We start from the raw sequence: 17,565 nt of genomic DNA on the forward strand, positions 1-17,565 counted from the left end.
AATATTAATCTTAAAAATATAGAATGGCGGGTTTGTTACCTTGCCTGTCATTAGGTTAGCTGCAACAATTCTTGCAGGATTAAGATAGCGCTCTTAAATATCCTGTCACAACATCGAGAAAACTATTAATACGTAACCTTTATTTCGCTGAAGATTTTTATCTGAACGAGGATAAAATCGGAGGGGAATGCGAAAATTTAGAATAATCAGTGTATTGGTAGCTAAGAAGCCAGGGGCGGTAGCGTGCCTGAAAGCCTGAATATAAGCCTTTATTATTCTGTCAATAGCCTGCGGATGAATTGATTTTTTTTCAGAATGATGCCAGTTAATTTTCTCTGCCATTAACTGCAAGGTAAATGTGCACGGACGAAGCCGCTATTTAAATTGCACAGGATAATGACTCTGCCAAAGTGATAAATAATCAATGATGAAATCCAAAATGAAATTGATGCCATTATTGGCGTCGCTCAGCTTGATAAGTGGTTGCACAGTACTTCCGGGCAGCAATATGTCTACGATTGGGAAAGATGTGATCAAACAGCAAGACGCTGACTTTGATCTTGACCGGATGGTCAATGTGTATCCGCTGACGCCACGGTTGGTTGAGCAATTACGCCCGCGGCCCAATGTCGCGCAACCGAATATGTCGCTGGACCAGGAGATCGCCAGCTATCAGTATCGCGTCGGGCCTGGCGATGTGCTGAATGTCACCGTCTGGGATCACCCGGAATTGACCACGCCAGCAGGCCAGTACCGTAGCTCAAGCGATACCGGCAACTGGGTACAGCCGGACGGCACCATGTTTTATCCCTACATTGGCAAGGTTAGCGTCGTCGGTAAAACTTTGTCAGAGATTCGCAGCGATATTACCGGGCGTTTAGCGAAGTACATCGCGGACCCACAGGTGGATGTCAATATCGCCGCTTTCCGCTCGCAAAAAGCGTATATCTCCGGCCAGGTGAATAAATCCGGTCAGCAGGCCATTACTAACGTACCGCTAACCGTCCTGGATGCGATTAACGCTGCGGGCGGCCTGACCGATATGGCGGACTGGCGCAACGTCGTGCTGACGCACAACGGCAAAGAACAGCGCATTTCGCTACAGGCGCTGATGCAAAATGGCGATCTTAGCCAGAACCGCTTGCTCTACCCTGGCGACATTCTGTATGTGCCGCGCAATGACGATCTGAAAGTCTTTGTCATGGGCGAAGTGAAAAAACAGAGCACCCTCAAAATGGATTTCAGCGGTATGACGCTCACCGAAGCATTGGGCAATGCGGAAGGCATCGATCTGACCACCTCCAACGCCAGCGGCATTTTTGTGATTCGTCCGTTGAAAGGCGAGGGGGGACGCGGCGGCAAGATCGCCAATATCTACCAGCTTGATATGTCTGACGCCACGTCATTGGTGATGGCGACGGAATTCCGACTTCAGCCTTACGATGTGGTGTACGTCACGACTGCGCCGGTTGCTCGCTGGAACCGTCTGATCAATCAGTTGCTGCCAACCATTAGCGGTGTCCGTTATATGACGGATACGGCCAGCGACATTCATTCCTGGTAATCGTTATGTTTAACAAAATATTAGTGGTCTGTGTGGGGAATGTTTGCCGTTCCCCGACGGCGGAACGTTTGCTAAAGCGCTTTCATCCCTCGCTGACGGTAGCGTCCGCCGGGTTAGGCGCGCTGGTCGGCAAAGGCGCCGATCCTGCGGCGGCGAGCGTGGCGAGCGCCCACGATCTGTCTTTGGAAAATCACTGCGCAAGGCAAATTTCCGCGCGTCTGTGCCGGGAATATGACCTGATTCTGACGATGGAGAAACGTCACATCGCCGCCCTGTGCGACATTGCGCCGGAAATGCGCGGCAAGGTAATGCTGTTTGGTCACTGGGACAGCGAGCGTGAAATACCGGACCCGTATCGCAAAAGCCGCGATGCGTTTGAGGCGGTGTACACATTACTGGAAAGGTCTGCCCGCCAGTGGGCGCAGGCACTGAATGCAGAGCAGGGAAAACCATGACAGAAAAAGTAAAACAATCTGCGGCGGTTACGGGTAGCGATGAAATCGATATCGGGCGTCTGGTCGGAACGGTGATTGAAGCGCGTTGGTGGGTGTTGGGGACGACGGCCATATTTGCGCTGTGCGCGGTAATTTATACGTTCTTCGCCACGCCCATCTATAGCGCCGATGCGCTGGTACAGATTGAACAAAACGCCGGTAATTCGCTGGTACAGGATATCAACAGCGCATTAGCGAATAAGCCGCCGGCTTCCGATGCGGAAATTCAGCTCATTCGATCGCGCCTGGTGCTGGGGAAGACCGTTGACGATCTGGATCTGGATATTGCCGTCACCAAAAACACCTTTCCGCTGTTCGGCGCCGGGTGGGAGCGGCTGATGGGGCGTCACAATGAAATGGTGAAAGTCACGACATTCACCCGACCAGAGACGATGAGCGGACAGATCTTCACCCTCAAAGTGCTGGGCGACAAACGTTATCAGTTGGTTAGCGACGGCGGATTTAGCGCGCAGGGCGTTGTGGGCCAGCCACTCAATAAAGACGGCGTGACGATGCGGGTAGAGGCGATTGACGCCCGTCCTGATACGGAATTTACGGTGAGTAAATTCTCAACGCTTGGCATGATTAATAACCTGCAAAATAACCTCACCGTAACGGAAACCGGCAAAGATACCGGCGTTCTGAGCCTGACGTTCACGGGAGAGGATCGCGACCAGATCCGCGAAATTCTCAACAGTATTACCCGTAACTATCTGCAACAGGATATTGCGCGGAAATCTGAGGAGGCGGGGAAGAGCCTGGCGTTTCTGGCAAAACAACTGCCGGAAGTCCGCAGCCGTCTGGATGTGGCGGAAAACAAGCTAAACGCTTTCCGCCAGGATAAAGACTCGGTGGATTTACCGCTGGAGGCGAAGGCGGTGCTCGATTCGATGGTTAATATCGACGCCCAGTTGAATGAGTTGACGTTTAAAGAGGCGGAAATTTCCAAGCTCTTTACCAAAGCGCATCCGGCTTACCGCACCCTGCTGGAAAAACGTAAAGCGCTGGAAGATGAAAAAGCCAAACTGAACGGGCGGGTGACGGCAATGCCGAAAACCCAGCAGGAGATTGTGCGTTTGACCCGTGATGTGGAGTCCGGCCAGCAGGTTTATATGCAACTGCTTAATAAACAGCAGGAGCTGAAAATCACCGAAGCCAGCACCGTTGGCGACGTGCGCATCGTTGACCCGGCGATTACCCAGCCGGGCGTGCTGAAGCCGAAAAAGGCGTTGATTATTCTCGGCAGCATTATTCTGGGATTAATGTTATCGATTGTCGGCGTGCTGCTGCGCTCGCTGTTTAATCGCGGTATTGAAAGCCCGCAGGCGCTGGAGGAGCACGGGATCAGCGTCTATGCCAGTATTCCGCTGTCGGAATGGCAAAAAGCGCGCGATAGCGTCAAAACCATTAAAGGAATTAAGCGTTACAAGCAGAGCCAACTGCTGGCGGTGGGCAATCCGACCGATCTGGCGATTGAGGCGATTCGCAGCCTGCGCACCAGCCTGCATTTCGCCATGATGCAGGCGCAAAATAATGTACTCATGCTCACAGGCGTCAGCCCCTCTATCGGCAAAACCTTTGTTTGCGCCAACCTGGCGGCCGTCATCAGCCAGACGCATAAACGGGTATTACTGATCGACTGCGATATGCGCAAGGGCTACACCCATGAACTGCTCGGCACCAATAACGTGGACGGCTTATCTGACATTCTGGCGGGCAAAGGCGAGATAGCCTCCTGCGCGAAACCCACGGCGATCGCTAATTTTGATCTTATTCCGCGCGGTCAGGTACCGCCTAACCCATCAGAACTGCTGATGAGCGAGCGCTTCGGCGAGCTGATCGCCTGGGCAAGCAGCCGCTACGACCTGGTATTAATCGACACGCCGCCGATTCTGGCCGTGACGGACGCCGCGATTGTGGGTCGCCACGTCGGGACGACGCTGATGGTGGCGCGTTATGCCGTCAACACCTTGAAAGAAGTGGAAACCAGTCTGAGCCGTTTTGACCAGAATGGCATTCAGGTCAAAGGCGTCATTCTCAACTCCATTTTCCGCCGGGCGACGGGCTACCAGGATTATGGCTATTACGAGTATGAATACCAGTCAGATTCCAAATAAAAAATAAGGCGTGCCGGATGGCGCGGCCTGTGACTGTAGGCCGGACAAGCGTAGCGCCATGCGGCAAAACTATCTGGGGAATAAGCATGACAACAGACAATCCGCTGATCTCAATTTATATGCCAACCTGGAACAGGCAGCAGTTGGCTATCCGGGCGATTAAATCAGTACTACGTCAGGACTACCGTCACTGGGAGATGATCATCGTGGATGATTGCTCCTCGTCTTATCAGCAGCTACAACAATTTGTTGAGGAGCTGAACGACCCGCGCGTTCGTTATACTCATAACGCCAGGAATACCGGCGCCTGCGCGGTTCGCAACCAAGCCATTATGCAGGCGCAAGGGCACTACATTACCGGTATTGATGATGACGATGAATGGACGCCAAACCGTCTGAGCGTGTTTCTGGCCCATAAACACCAGTTGACTACGCACGCCTTTTTGTATGCCAACGACTATGTGTGCGAGGGCGAGGTCTACTCTCAGCCTGCCAGCCTGCCGCTGTATCCGAAATCCCCTTATTCGCGCCGCTTGTTCTACAAGCGCAATATTATTGGCAATCAGGTTTTTACCTGGGCCTGGCGTTTTAAAGCGTGTTTGTTCGATACCGAACTCAAGGCGGCGCAGGATTACGACATTTTTCTGCGTATGGTGGTGGAGTATGGCGAACCGTGGAAAGTCGAAGAGGCGACGCAAATTTTACATATCAACCACGGCGAGATGCAGATTACCTCTTCGCCGAAAAAGTTCTCCGGTTATTTCCATTTTTATCGTAAGCACAAAGATAAATTCGATCGCGCCAGCAAAAAATACCAGCTTTTTACCCTGTACCAAATTCGCAATAAGCGAATGACCTGGCGCACGTTGCTGACGTTGCTCTCCGTGCGTAACAGCAAACGCCTGGCGGCCGGGCTGCGGGGGCGATAACGATGCTGGAAGACTTACGCGCGAATAGCTGGAGCTTACGCCCCTGTTGCATGGTGCTGGCCTACCGTATCGCTCATTTTTGTTCCGTCTGGCGCAAAAAGAATGTGCTGAATAATCTGTGGGCCGCGCCGGTGCTGGTGCTGTATCGCGTGATCACGGAATGCCTGTTCGGGTATGAAATCCAGGCCGCCGCGACCATTGGTCGGCGGTTCACTATCCATCATGGTTACGCGGTAGTGATCAACAAACATGTCGTCGCCGGCGACGATTTTACCATTCGCCACGGCGTCACCATTGGCAATCGCGGCGCGGACAGCCTGGCTTGTCCGGTGATCGGTAACGGCGTTGAGCTGGGGGCGAATGTCATCCTGCTTGGCGATATTACTATCGGTAATCACGTCACGATTGGCGCGGGTAGCGTGGTGCTTGACAGTATTCCGGACCATGCGCTGGTGGTGGGAGAAAAAGCACGGGTGAAGGTCAGCACATGAATATTCTGCAATTTAATGTACGGCTGGCGGAAGGCGGCGCGGCGGGAGTGGCGTTGGATCTCCATCTGCGGGCGCTGCAAAAAGGGCTGACGTCACGTTTTGTCTATGGTTATGGCAAAGGCGGAAAAAAAAGCGTCAGCCACCATCGTTATCCGCAGGTGATAAAACAGACGCCGCGCGGCACGGCAATCGCTAATATCGCGCTGTTTCGTTTCCTGAATCGCGATCTGTTTGGCAATCTCGACAATCTTTACCGCACGGTTATCCAGACATCCGGCCCGCTGGTGCTGCATTTTCATGTTCTCCACAGTTACTGGCTAAACCTGGCGGACATCGTGACGTTTTGCGAAAAAGTCAAAGCGCAAAAACCGGACGTCACTCTGGTCTGGACGCTGCACGATCACTGGAGCGTCACCGGGCGCTGCGCCTTCACCGACGGTTGCGAGGGCTGGAAAAGCGGCTGCCAAAAATGCCCGACCCTAAGCAATTATCCGCCGGTCAGGGTGGATCGGGCGCACCAGCTTATTGACGGCAAACGTCAGCGCTTTCGGGACATGCTGCGGCTGGGCTGCCGGTTTATTTCGCCGAGCCAGCACGTGGCCGAGGCCTTTAACAGCGTTTATGGCGCGGGGCGCTGCCAGATTATTAACAACGGTATCGATCTGGCGACCGAGGCGATTCTCGCGCAGCTATCACCTGTGCCGCTGAATCCGGGCAAACCGCGAATTGCCATTGTGGCGCATGACTTGCGTTACGATGGCAAAACTGACCAGCGTCTGGTACACGACATGATGGCGCTGGGCGAAAAAATTGAACTGCATACCTTTGGTAAATTTTCGCCTTTTACTGGCCAAAACGTTGTTAATCACGGTTTTGAAACCGATAAGCGCAAATTAATGAGCGCGCTCAATAAGATGGATGCGCTGGTCTTTAGCTCGCGGGTCGATAACTATCCGTTGATCTTGTGTGAAGCGCTCTCGATCGGCGTACCGGTGCTCGCTACCCACAGCGAGGCGGCGCAGGAGGTGCTGGCGAAATCCGGCGGCCAGACCTTTGCCGCTACAGATGTACTGCGCCTGGCGCAGCGGCGTAAGCCAGAGATTGCTCAGGCGGTATTTGGCGCCACGCTGGACGCCTTTCGTATGCGTAGCCGCGTCGCGTACAGCGGTCAACAGATGCTGGAGGAGTATGTCTCGTTCTATCAGAATCTGTAGCTACCTGCTGCTGCCGCTGATCTACCTACTGGTCAATGTCAAGATTGCCCAACTGGGGGAAAGCTTTCCCATTACCATCGTCACTTTTTTACCGCTGTTGCTGCTGTTATTTGTGGAACGCATTAGCGTAAAAAAATTGATGATCGCCTTAGGCATCGGCGCGGGGCTTACGGCATTTAACTTCCTGTTCGGCCAGTCGCTGAATGCTGGTAAATATGTCACGTCCACGATGCTGTTTGTCTATATTGTGGTCATTATCGGGATGGTCTGGAGTATCCGATTCAAAACCATTTCCGCGCATAACCACCGAAAGATTTTGCGTTTTTTTTATCTGGTGGTGGGTATGGTGGTCGCGCTCGCCGCGGTGGAGATGGCGCAAATTATCCTTACCGGCGGCAGCAGTATTATGGAAGGAATTTCGAAATATCTCATTTACAGTAATAGCTATGTACTGAACTTCATAAAATTTGGCGGTAAGCGTACCACTGCACTTTATTTTGAACCGGCATTTTTCGCTTTGGCACTAATCTCAATTTGGCTGAGCATCAAACAGTTTGGTATCAAAACACCGAAAAGCGATGCTATGATTCTGGCAGGGATAATATTATCAGGATCATTTTCAGGGGTAATGACCTTTATCCTGTTTTACCTTCTGGAGTGGGCGTTCCAATATTTGAATAAGGATGCGATAAAGAAAAAACTTCCACTGGCGCTGGTCTCATTAACCCTGTTTTTGGTTGGGGTAATTATTGCATTTCCTTATATCGCGACACGACTTGGCGATTTAGGGACGGAAGGCTCATCTTCTTATTATCGTATTGTGGGCCCGTTAGTCATGGTCGGATATTCCTTGACCCATATTGATGGTGTAGTCAGATTTGGCTCACTTTATGAATATGTTGCATCATTCGGAATCTTTAACGGTGCGGATGTCGGGAAAACCATAGACAATGGATTGTATCTGCTGATTATTTATTTTTCCTGGTTCGCAGTGCTAATGACGCTGTGGTATATGGGGAAAGTTTTAAAAATGGCGCTAAATGCGTTTGGCGATAATCGTAATTTTCGGGTGCAGCTCTATCTTTTTACGCCGGTGTCGCTGTTTTTTACCGGCTCAATATTTAGCCCGGAATATGCTTTTTTAATCGTCTGTCCGTTCATTTTGCGCAAGGCGTTAAAAATTTCATAACGGGGTGGTGGCATGTTTTTAAGCGTCGTTACCGTCGCCTTTCGCAATTACGAAGGGGTGGTAAAAACCTGGCGCTCGCTGCGCAATCTGGCGCGCGATCCGGGCCTGTCATTTGAATGGATCGTAGTGGATGGCGGTTCGGAGGACGGCACGCGCGAATTTCTGCAAAAACGTCACGGTGAGTTTAACCTGCGTTTTATCAGTGAAAAGGATCGCGGTATTTATGATGCCATGAACAAAGGCATTGCGCTGGCGCAGGGGCGCTATACCCTGTTTCTTAATTCCGGTGATGCGTTCCATGATGATGCCGCGCTGTTTGTCCGCCAACTGGCGCGACAAAAGGGCGAGGCGATGTATATTGGCGACGCGCTGCTGGATTTCGGCGGCGGGCATAAAATACGCCGGAAGGCTAAACCCGGGTATTATATCTACCATAGTTTGCCAGCCAGCCATCAGGCGATATTTTTCCCGACGGTAGCGTTAAAAAAGTATCCTTATGATCTGCAATATCATGTCTCTTCAGATTATGCGCTGGCGGCCCGTCTCTATAAAGCAGGCTATCCTTTTCGGCGAATTAACGGACTGGTATCTGAATTTTCGATGGGCGGCGTGTCAACCTCGAATAATCTGGAATTATGTCAGGATGCAAAAAATGTACAGCGAAAAATATTACGTGTGCCAGGGTTTTGGGCGCAATTATCCTATTTATTACGTCTGAAAACGACGGGTAAAACAAAAGCGCGGTATAACAAAGTCTAATCACCGGGAGTTATTATGCAGGATCTTAGCGGCTTTACGGTGCCGAAAGGGTTCCGCGGCGCTAATGCGCTAAAAGTACAATTATGGTGGGCGGTACAGGCGACATTATTCGCCGGGTCGCCGCAAATATTGTATCGCTGGCGAGCTTTTTTGCTACGTCTGTTTGGCGCCAAAATTGGAAAGAATGTGGTTATCCGACCGTCAGTAAAAATTACCTATCCGTGGAAATTAACCGTCGGCGATTATGCCTGGGTAGGCGACGACGCTGTGTTATATACGTTGGGTGAAATTAATATTGGCGCACATGCGGTCATTTCACAAAAAGGGTATTTGTGTACCGGTAGCCATGATTATACCAGCGCCCATTTCGATATTAACGCCGCGCCGATTGTTATTGGCGAAAAATGTTGGCTGGCAACCGATGTTTTTGTCGCGCCCGGCGTGACGATAGGTCATGGCACCGTCGTCGGCGCGCGCAGCAGCGTATTTAAATCATTACCGGCAAATGCGATTTGTCGGGGCAATCCCGCAGTGGTAACGCGCCAGCGCGTTCAGAAAGTTACTCCCTAACGGGACTATTTGAGGAAATGAAAATGTCAAAAGTCGCTCTCATTACTGGCGTAACCGGACAGGATGGGTCTTACCTGGCAGAATTTCTGCTGGAAAAAGGGTATGAGGTGCATGGTATCAAGCGCCGCGCGTCATCGTTTAATACCGAGCGCGTGGACCATATTTATCAGGACCCGCACAGCTGCAACCCGAAATTTCATCTGCATTATGGCGACCTGACCGACGCCTCCAACCTGACCCGCATTTTACAGGAAGTGCAGCCGGACGAGGTCTACAACCTGGGCGCGATGAGCCACGTGGCGGTGTCGTTTGAGTCGCCGGAATATACCGCCGATGTGGATGCGATGGGCACGCTGCGCCTGCTGGAGGCGATTCGCTTCCTCGGTCTTGAAAAGAAAACGCGGTTCTACCAGGCCTCCACCTCTGAACTGTACGGTCTGGTGCAGGAAATTCCGCAGAAAGAGACCACGCCGTTCTACCCGCGTTCCCCCTATGCGGTAGCGAAACTGTACGCCTACTGGATCACCGTCAACTACCGTGAATCCTACGGTATTTACGCCTGTAACGGCATTCTGTTTAACCACGAGTCCCCGCGTCGCGGCGAAACCTTCGTCACCCGTAAGATCACCCGCGCCATCGCCAATATCGCCCAGGGACTGGAGTCCTGCCTGTATCTCGGCAACATGGACTCGCTGCGCGACTGGGGTCATGCGAAAGATTACGTGCGAATGCAGTGGATGATGTTACAGCAGGAGCAGCCGGAAGATTTCGTGATTGCCACCGGCGTGCAGTATTCCGTACGCCAGTTTGTGGAGCTGGCGGCGGCGCAACTGGGGATAAAACTGCGCTTTGAAGGCGAAGGCATTAATGAAAAAGGGATCGTGGTATCCGTTACCGGACACGATGCGCCGGGCGTGAAACCGGGCGATGTGATTGTGGCCGTTGATCCGCGTTATTTCCGTCCGGCGGAAGTGGAAACCCTGCTGGGCGACCCGTCCAAAGCGCATGAGAAACTGGGCTGGAAACCGGAAATCACCCTGTCGGAGATGGTCTCCGAAATGGTGGCGAACGATCTGGAGGCCGCGAAAAAACACTCACTGCTGAAATCTCACGGTTACGAGGTGGCCATCGCGCTGGAGTCCTGAGAATGAATAAGCAACGAATTTTTGTGGCGGGCCATCGCGGGATGGTGGGCTCCGCCATTGTACGGCAGCTTGCGCAGCGCGGCGACGTGGAACTGGTGCTGCGCACCCGCGATGAGCTGGATCTGCTCGACGGGCGCGCGGTACAGGCGTTCTTTGCCGGGGCGGGTATCGACCAGGTTTATCTGGCGGCGGCGAAAGTGGGCGGCATTGTCGCCAACAACACGTATCCGGCGGATTTTATTTATGAAAACATGATGATAGAGAGCAACATTATTCACGCCGCGCACCTGCACAACGTGAACAAACTGCTGTTTCTCGGTTCGTCCTGTATCTATCCGAAACTGGCAAGGCAGCCGATGGCGGAAAGCGAGCTGCTGCAGGGAACGCTGGAGCCGACCAACGAGCCGTATGCCATCGCCAAGATCGCCGGGATTAAACTGTGCGAGTCCTACAACCGGCAGTACGGTCGCGACTACCGTTCGGTGATGCCGACCAACCTGTACGGCCCGCATGACAATTTCCATCCGGACAATTCACATGTGATCCCGGCGCTGCTGCGCCGCTTTCATGAGGCTGCGCAGAGCCATGCGCCGGAGGTGGTGGTGTGGGGCAGCGGCACGCCGATGCGCGAATTTCTGCATGTTGACGATATGGCGGCGGCCAGTATTCACGTGATGGAGCTGGCGCGCGAAGTGTGGCAGGAGAACACCGCCCCGATGCTGTCGCACATTAACGTCGGCACTGGCGTGGACTGCACCATCCGCGAACTGGCACAGACCATCGCAAAGGTGGTGGGTTACCAGGGCCGGGTGGTGTTCGACGCCGCGAAGCCGGACGGCACGCCGCGTAAATTGCTCGACGTCACGCGCCTGCATCAGCTTGGCTGGTATCACGAAATTTCACTGGAGGCAGGGCTTGCCGGTACTTACCAGTGGTTCCTTGAGAATCAGCAACGGTTCCGGGGGTGACAATGTTTTTACGTCAGGAAGATTTCGCCGCCGTGGTGCGGACCACGCCCCTCATCTCCCTCGATTTCATTGTGGAAAACGGCCAGGGGGAAATTTTACTGGGCCAGCGTCTCAACCGTCCGGCGCAGGGCTACTGGTTTGTGCCGGGGGGGCGGGTGTGCAAAGACGAAACGCTGGAGGCCGCCTTTGCACGCCTGACGCAGGCGGAACTGGGCGTGCGTCTGCCGCTGGCGGCAGGGACGTTTTATGGCGTCTGGCAGCACTTCTATGACGACAACTTTTCCGGTGAGGATTTTTCAACTCACTACATCGTGCTCGGCTTTCGTCTGCGCGTGACGGAGAGCGATTTACGCCTGCCTGACGCCCAGCATGGCAGTTACCGCTGGCTGACGCCGGAACAGCTTCTGGCAGGCGATAATGTTCATGAGAACAGTCGGGCCTACTTCCTTCCTGACGCGCCGGCGGTGGGCCTATGAAGATCCTGGTCTATGGCATTAACTATTCGCCGGAACTGACCGGTATCGGCAAATATACCGGCGAAATGGTGGCGTGGATGGCGCGGGAAGGCCATGAGGTGCGGGTCATTACTGCGCCGCCGTACTACCCGCAGTGGAAGGTCGGCGAGCGCTATTCCGCCTGGCGCTATCGCCGGGAAGAGGGCGAGGCTACCGTCTGGCGCTGCCCGCTGTATGTGCCGAAACAGCCCTCCACCTTAAAACGGTTGCTTCATCTGGGGAGCTTTGCATTGAGCAGTTTTTTCCCACTGATGGCGCAGCGTCGCTGGAAGCCGGATCGGATTATCGGCGTTGTACCGACGCTCTTTTGTACGCCGGGAATGCGCCTGCTGGCGACACTCTCCGGCGCGCGTACCGTACTGCATATTCAGGATTACGAAGTGGACGCCATGCTCGGCTTAGGAATGGCGGGAAAAGGCAAGCGCGGCAGCGTAGCGCGGTTAGCGACGGCCTTTGAACGCAGCGCGCTGCGTAACGTTGATAATGTTTCGACCATTTCTCGCTCCATGATGAATAAAGCGCGGGAAAAGGGCGTCGCGGCGGAAAAAATCCTCTTTTTTCCGAACTGGTCGGAAGTGGCGCGCTTTCAGGACGTTAATGACGCTGACGTGACGGCTTTGCGTCAGCAGCTTGGCTTGCCAGAGGGCAAAAAAATTGTGCTCTATTCCGGCAATATCGGCGAAAAGCAAGGGCTGGAAAAGGTAATTGACGCCGCGGAACGATTACGCGATCGACCGTTGATTTTTGCGATTGTCGGCCAGGGGGGCGGCAAGGCGCGGCTGGAGAACATGGCCCGCGAACGCAGCCTGCCAAATATTAAATTCCTCCCGCTGCAGCCTTACGACGTCTTACCCGCGCTGCTGAAAATGGGCGACTGCCATCTGGTGGTGCAAAAGCGCGGCGCGGCGGATGCGGTACTGCCCTCCAAGCTGACTAACATTCTGGCGGTTGGCGGTAATGCGGTGATTACCGCTGAGCCGCACACCGAATTAGGACAACTTTGCGCGCGTTATCCGGGCATCGCCGTTTGCGTGGAACCGGAGTCGACCGACGCGCTGGTTAACGGGATTAGCCAGGCGCTCGCCATGCCGAAAAACAACACGACGGCACGTGAATACGCCGAACGCACGCTCAATAAAGAGAACGTGCTACGCCAATTTATTGCAGATATTCGGGGATGATAATGCGTCAGACAAAACTTTACCCGGTTGTGATGGCCGGTGGCTCCGGTAGCCGATTGTGGCCGCTTTCTCGCGTGCTTTATCCAAAACAGTTTCTGTGCCTGAAAGGCGATCTCACCATGCTGCAAACCACCATTTGCCGTCTGAACGGCGTGGAGTGCGAAAGCCCGGTGGTTATCTGCAACGAACAGCACCGTTTTATCGTTGCCGAACAGCTCCGCCAGCTCAATAAGCTGACGGAGAACATTATTCTTGAGCCCGCCGGGCGCAATACCGCGCCGGCGATTGCGCTGGCGGCGCTGGCGGCGACGCGCCAGCATACGGACTGCGATCCGCTGATGCTGGTACTGGCGGCGGATCATGCGATCGCCAATGAAGAGGCCTTCCGCGACGCGGTGCGCGACGCCATGCCCTATGCCGACGCGGGCAAACTGGTGACCTTCGGTATCGTGCCGGATCTGCCGGAAACCGGCTATGGCTATATCCGGCGCGGTGATGTCGTGCCGGGCGCGACGGATGCGGTGGCTTTTGAGGTGGCGCAGTTCGTTGAGAAGCCGGGGCTGGAAACCGCTCAGGCCTACGTCGCCAGCGGCGATTACTACTGGAACAGCGGCATGTTTCTGTTCCGCGCCGGACGCTATCTGGAAGAGCTGAAAAAGTTCCGCCCCGATATTCTGGCCGCCTGTGAACAGGCGATGCGCGGCGTCGATCCGGATCTTGACTTCATTCGTGTGGATGAAGAGGCCTTCCTCGCCTGTCCGGAAGAGTCCATTGACTACGCGGTGATGGAGCGGACGGCGGACGCGGTGGTGATGCCAATGGACGCGGGCTGGAGCGATGTCGGCTCGTGGTCCTCGCTGTGGGAAATCAGCGCCCACACCCCGGAGGGAAACGTCCACCACGGCGACGTCATCAGCCATAAAACGGAAAACAGCTACGTTTACGCCGAATCCGGCCTGGTGACCACCGTCGGCGTGAAGGATCTGGTGGTGGTGCAGACCAAAGACGCCGTGCTGATTGCCGATCGCCACGCGGTGCAGGACGTGAAAAAGGTGGTGGAGAAGATCAAGGCCGACGGACGCCATGAGCACCACATGCACCGCGAGGTTTACCGCCCGTGGGGCAAATACGACTCCATCGACGCGGGCGAGCGCTATCAGGTGAAGCGCATTACCGTCAAGCCGGGGGAAGGACTGTCGGTGCAGATGCACCATCACCGCGCCGAGCACTGGGTGGTGGTGGCGGGGACCGCCAGAGTCACCATCAACGGCGAGGTTAAGCTGCTCGGTGAAAACGAGTCCATCTATATTCCGCTGGGGGCGACTCACTGCCTGGAAAATCCGGGAAAAATACCGCTCGATTTAATTGAAGTGCGTTCCGGCTCGTATCTCGAAGAGGACGACGTGGTGCGGTTCGAGGACCGTTACGGGCGGGTCTGACGCCTGCAATGGTGCCCGGTAAGCGCAACGCGCCATCCGGCAATGAACAACAATAACGATGTTGGCCATTTACGGTCAGGGCTAACTGTTGCCTGAAGAAGGGTAAGAACATGACAAAATTAACCTGTTTCAAGGCCTACGACATTCGCGGCAGGCTGGGCGAAGAGCTCAATGAAGATATCGCGTGGCGGATTGGTCGCGCTTACGGCGAATATTTAAAACCGAAAACCATCGTGCTGGGCGGCGACGTGCGCCTGACCAGCGAGGCGCTGAAGCTGGCGTTGGCGAAAGGGTTACAGGACGCGGGCGTCGACGTGCTGGATATCGGTATGTCCGGCACCGAAGAGATTTACTTCGCCACCTTCCACCTCGGCGTGGACGGCGGTATTGAGGTGACCGCCAGCCATAACCCGATGGACTACAACGGCATGAAGCTGGTACGCGAGGGCGCCCGCCCGATAAGCGGCGACACCGGTCTGCGCGACGTTCAGCGTCTGGCGGAAGCGGGCGACTTCCCGCCGGTGAACGAGGCCGCGCGCGGCAGCTACAGACAAATCAGCCTGCGCGACGCCTACATCGACCACCTGCTCGGCTATATCAGCGTCAACAATCTCACCCCGCTGAAGCTGGTGGTGAATTCCGGCAACGGCGCGGCGGGGCCGGTCATTGACGCCATCGAAGCGCGCCTGAAGGCGCTGGGCGCGCCGGTGGAGTTCATCAAAATCCACAACACCCCGGACGGCACCTTCCCGAACGGCATTCCCAACCCGTTGCTGCCGGAGTGTCGCGACGACACCCGCAAGGCCGTTATTGAGCACGGGGCGGACATGGGCATCGCCTTTGACGGCGACTTCGACCGCTGCTTCCTGTTCGATGAGAAAGGGCAGTTTATCGAGGGGTACTACATCGTCGGGCTGCTGGCGGAAGCGTTTCTGGAAAAACACCCGGGGGCGAAGATTATCCACGACCCGCGCCTGACCTGGAACACGGAGGCAGTGGTGACGGCGGCGGGCGGGACGCCGGTGATGTCAAAAACCGGACATGCCTTTATCAAGGAGCGGATGCGTACGGAGGATGCCATTTATGGCGGGGAAATGAGCGCGCATCACTATTTTCGTGATTTTGCCTACTGCGACAGCGGGATGATCCCGTGGCTGCTGGTGGCGGAGCTGGTGTGCCTGAAGGGGCAGTCGCTGGGTGAGCTGGTCCGCGACCGGATGGCGGCGTTCCCGGCGAGCGGGGAAATCAACAGCAGGCTGGCGGAGCCGGCGGCGGCCATCGCGCGGGTGGAAGCGCACTTCGCGGAAGAGGCGCAGGCAGTGGACCGCACGGACGGTCTCAGCATGTCATTCCCGGACTGGCGTTTCAACCTGCGCTCGTCAAACACCGAGCCGGTGGTGCGCCTGAATGTGGAATCACGCGGCGATATTCCGCTGATGGAAGCGCGAACACGCACTCTGCTGGCGCTGCTGAATCAGTAACGTCAGATCTCCCCTTACCGCCTGCGGGTAAGGGGCCAATCACAGGAACAACGATGACAAATCTAAAAAAGCGCGAACGAGCCAAAACCAATGCATCGTTAATCTCTATGGTGCAACGCTTTTCAGATATCACCATCATGTTTGGCGGGCTGTGGTTCATCTGTGAAGTCAGTGGACTGCCATTCCTGTACATGCACCTGTTGGTGGCGCTGATTACGCTGGTTGTTTTTCAAATGCTGGGCGGGATGACCGATTTTTATCGCTCCTGGCGCGGCGTCAAAATGTCGACAGAGTTAACGCTGTTACTGCAAAACTGGACGCTGAGCCTGATCTTCAGCGCCGGTCTGGTGGCGTTTAATGATGACTTTGACAACCGCCTCGCCACCTGGCTGGCCTGGTATGCGCTGTCCAGCCTGGGCTTAGTGTTATGCCGTTCATTTATTCGTTTCGGCGCGGGCTGGCTACGCAATCGTGGTTATAACACTCGCCGGGTCGCCGTCGCCGGAGATTTGCCTGCGGGCCAGGCGTTGCTGGATAGTTTCCGTAATGAGCCGTGGCTGGGTTTTGAGGTGGTGGGCGTCTATCACGATCCCAAACCGGGCGGCGTCTCTGCTGACTGGGCCGGGAACTTCGAGCAGTTAATTGACGATGCGAAAGCCTCGCGAATTCACAATGTTTATATCGCCATGTCGATGAGCGACGGCGCCATGGTGAAAAAACTGGTGCGCGAGCTGGCCGACACCACCTGCTCGGTGATCCTTATTCCCGATGTGTTCACCTTTAATATTCTCCACTCGCGCGTGGAGGAGATGAGCGGCGTTCCTGTCGTTCCGCTGTATGACACGCCGCTGTCAGGGATTAACCGTCTGCTTAAACGGGCAGAGGATATCGTGCTGGCGTCGCTGATTCTGCTGCTCATCTCACCGGTACTGTGCTGCATTGCGCTGGCGGTCAAATTGAGCTCGCCCGGGCCGGTGATTTTCCGTCAGACGCGCTACGGGATGGACGGCAAGCCGATCAAAGTCTGGAAGTTCCGCTCAATGAAGGTGATGGAGAACGATAAGGTCGTTACCCAGGCGACGCAAAACGATCCGCGCGTCACCCGGGTAGGTAACTTTTTGCGTCGTACCTCGCTGGATGAATTGCCGCAGTTTATCAACGTATTAACTGGCGGGATGTCCATCGTCGGTCCTCGTCCTCACGCGGTGGCGCACAACGAACAGTATCGTCAGTTGATTGAAGGTTACATGCTACGCCACAAGATGAAGCCGGGCATCACCGGCTGGGCGCAAATTAATGGCTGGCGCGGTGAGACCGATACGCTGGAGAAAATGGAAAAACGCGTGGAATTCGACCTGGAATACATCCGCGAATGGAGTATTTGGTTCGATATCAAAATCGTTTTTCTGACGATTTTTAAAGGGTTTGTTAATAAAGCGGCGTATTAAGAACCTGACCCACAAGGCTATTTTACTTGCCATATTGCACCAGGGCAGTGCTCAATCTGGC

The 17,565-nt window shown here is 54.8% G+C and carries 16 protein-coding genes; all 16 read left to right on the forward strand.

What is annotated here, in order from left to right:
* Positions 1-424 precede the first annotated feature (424 nt).
* The 16 genes from ACLJPE_RS00585 (at position 425) to wcaJ (ending at position 17,504) form a co-directional block, all read left to right on the forward strand.
* Positions 425-1,564, forward strand: coding sequence for a polysaccharide export protein (locus tag ACLJPE_RS00585; RefSeq protein WP_023231092.1), 1,140 nt, complete (start codon positions 425-427; stop codon positions 1,562-1,564).
* Positions 1,565-1,569: 5 nt separating this feature from the next.
* Positions 1,570-2,019: a low molecular weight protein-tyrosine-phosphatase Wzb gene (wzb, locus tag ACLJPE_RS00590; protein WP_000482224.1), complete on the forward strand. Its 450-nt coding sequence runs from the start codon at positions 1,570-1,572 to the stop codon at positions 2,017-2,019.
* A complete protein-coding gene (gene wzc / locus ACLJPE_RS00595) occupies positions 2,016-4,175 on the forward strand; it encodes a tyrosine-protein kinase Wzc (protein ID WP_000137227.1) in 2,160 nt (719 codons plus the stop codon). Before wzb ends, wzc begins: the two co-directional genes overlap by 4 nt.
* An 86-nt stretch (positions 4,176-4,261) precedes the next feature.
* The gene (wcaA, locus tag ACLJPE_RS00600) at positions 4,262-5,104 is read left to right on the forward strand and encodes a colanic acid biosynthesis glycosyltransferase WcaA (protein WP_000205695.1); all 843 of its coding nucleotides are present in this window, start codon (positions 4,262-4,264) and stop codon (positions 5,102-5,104) included.
* Positions 5,105-5,106: 2 nt separating this feature from the next.
* On the forward strand, positions 5,107-5,595 hold the full coding sequence (gene wcaB, locus ACLJPE_RS00605; RefSeq protein WP_000888725.1) for a colanic acid biosynthesis acetyltransferase WcaB: 489 nt from the start codon (positions 5,107-5,109) through the stop codon (positions 5,593-5,595).
* Positions 5,592-6,809 carry a colanic acid biosynthesis glycosyltransferase WcaC gene (gene wcaC / locus ACLJPE_RS00610; protein WP_031602069.1) on the forward strand — a complete coding sequence of 406 codons (1,218 nt, stop codon included), beginning with the start codon at positions 5,592-5,594 and terminating at the stop codon, positions 6,807-6,809. Before wcaB ends, wcaC begins: the two co-directional genes overlap by 4 nt.
* Positions 6,784-7,998, forward strand: a complete 1,215-nt coding sequence (wcaD, locus tag ACLJPE_RS00615; protein ID WP_000091397.1) for a colanic acid polymerase WcaD — start codon at positions 6,784-6,786, stop codon at positions 7,996-7,998. Before wcaC ends, wcaD begins: the two co-directional genes overlap by 26 nt.
* 12 nt (positions 7,999-8,010) lie before the next feature.
* Entirely contained in the window at positions 8,011-8,757 is a 747-nt protein-coding gene (gene wcaE, locus ACLJPE_RS00620; protein ID WP_000480134.1) for a colanic acid biosynthesis glycosyltransferase WcaE, read from the forward strand.
* 15 nt (positions 8,758-8,772) lie between these two features.
* On the forward strand, positions 8,773-9,327 hold the full coding sequence (gene wcaF / locus ACLJPE_RS00625) for a colanic acid biosynthesis acetyltransferase WcaF (protein WP_001153603.1): 555 nt from the start codon (positions 8,773-8,775) through the stop codon (positions 9,325-9,327).
* Between the two features lie 23 nt (positions 9,328-9,350).
* Positions 9,351-10,472 carry a GDP-mannose 4,6-dehydratase gene (gene gmd / locus ACLJPE_RS00630; protein ID WP_000048160.1) on the forward strand — a complete coding sequence of 374 codons (1,122 nt, stop codon included), beginning with the start codon at positions 9,351-9,353 and terminating at the stop codon, positions 10,470-10,472.
* Positions 10,473-10,474: 2 nt separating this feature from the next.
* Complete coding sequence (locus ACLJPE_RS00635; RefSeq protein WP_001041701.1) at positions 10,475-11,440, forward strand: GDP-L-fucose synthase family protein; 966 nt, start codon at positions 10,475-10,477, stop codon at positions 11,438-11,440.
* A gap of 2 nt (positions 11,441-11,442) precedes the next feature.
* On the forward strand, positions 11,443-11,916 hold the full coding sequence (locus ACLJPE_RS00640; protein ID WP_001528436.1) for a GDP-mannose mannosyl hydrolase: 474 nt from the start codon (positions 11,443-11,445) through the stop codon (positions 11,914-11,916).
* Positions 11,913-13,136 carry a colanic acid biosynthesis fucosyltransferase WcaI gene (gene wcaI, locus ACLJPE_RS00645; RefSeq protein WP_023233200.1) on the forward strand — a complete coding sequence of 408 codons (1,224 nt, stop codon included), beginning with the start codon at positions 11,913-11,915 and terminating at the stop codon, positions 13,134-13,136. The genes ACLJPE_RS00640 and wcaI overlap by 4 nt, the downstream gene beginning before the upstream one ends.
* Positions 13,133-14,575, forward strand: a complete 1,443-nt coding sequence (gene cpsB, locus ACLJPE_RS00650) for a mannose-1-phosphate guanyltransferase (RefSeq protein ID WP_000605943.1) — start codon at positions 13,133-13,135, stop codon at positions 14,573-14,575. The genes wcaI and cpsB overlap by 4 nt, the downstream gene beginning before the upstream one ends.
* Before the next feature lie 110 nt (positions 14,576-14,685).
* Positions 14,686-16,056 carry a colanic acid biosynthesis phosphomannomutase CpsG gene (cpsG, locus tag ACLJPE_RS00655; protein ID WP_023231091.1) on the forward strand — a complete coding sequence of 457 codons (1,371 nt, stop codon included), beginning with the start codon at positions 14,686-14,688 and terminating at the stop codon, positions 16,054-16,056.
* Between the two features lie 53 nt (positions 16,057-16,109).
* The gene (wcaJ, locus tag ACLJPE_RS00660) at positions 16,110-17,504 is read left to right on the forward strand and encodes an undecaprenyl-phosphate glucose phosphotransferase (RefSeq protein ID WP_000183163.1); all 1,395 of its coding nucleotides are present in this window, start codon (positions 16,110-16,112) and stop codon (positions 17,502-17,504) included.
* Positions 17,505-17,565 lie beyond the last annotated feature (61 nt).

It is taken from the genome of Salmonella sp. SAL04196 (assembly GCF_046550835.1).
Taxonomy (GTDB): Bacteria; Pseudomonadota; Gammaproteobacteria; order Enterobacterales; family Enterobacteriaceae; genus Salmonella; species Salmonella enterica.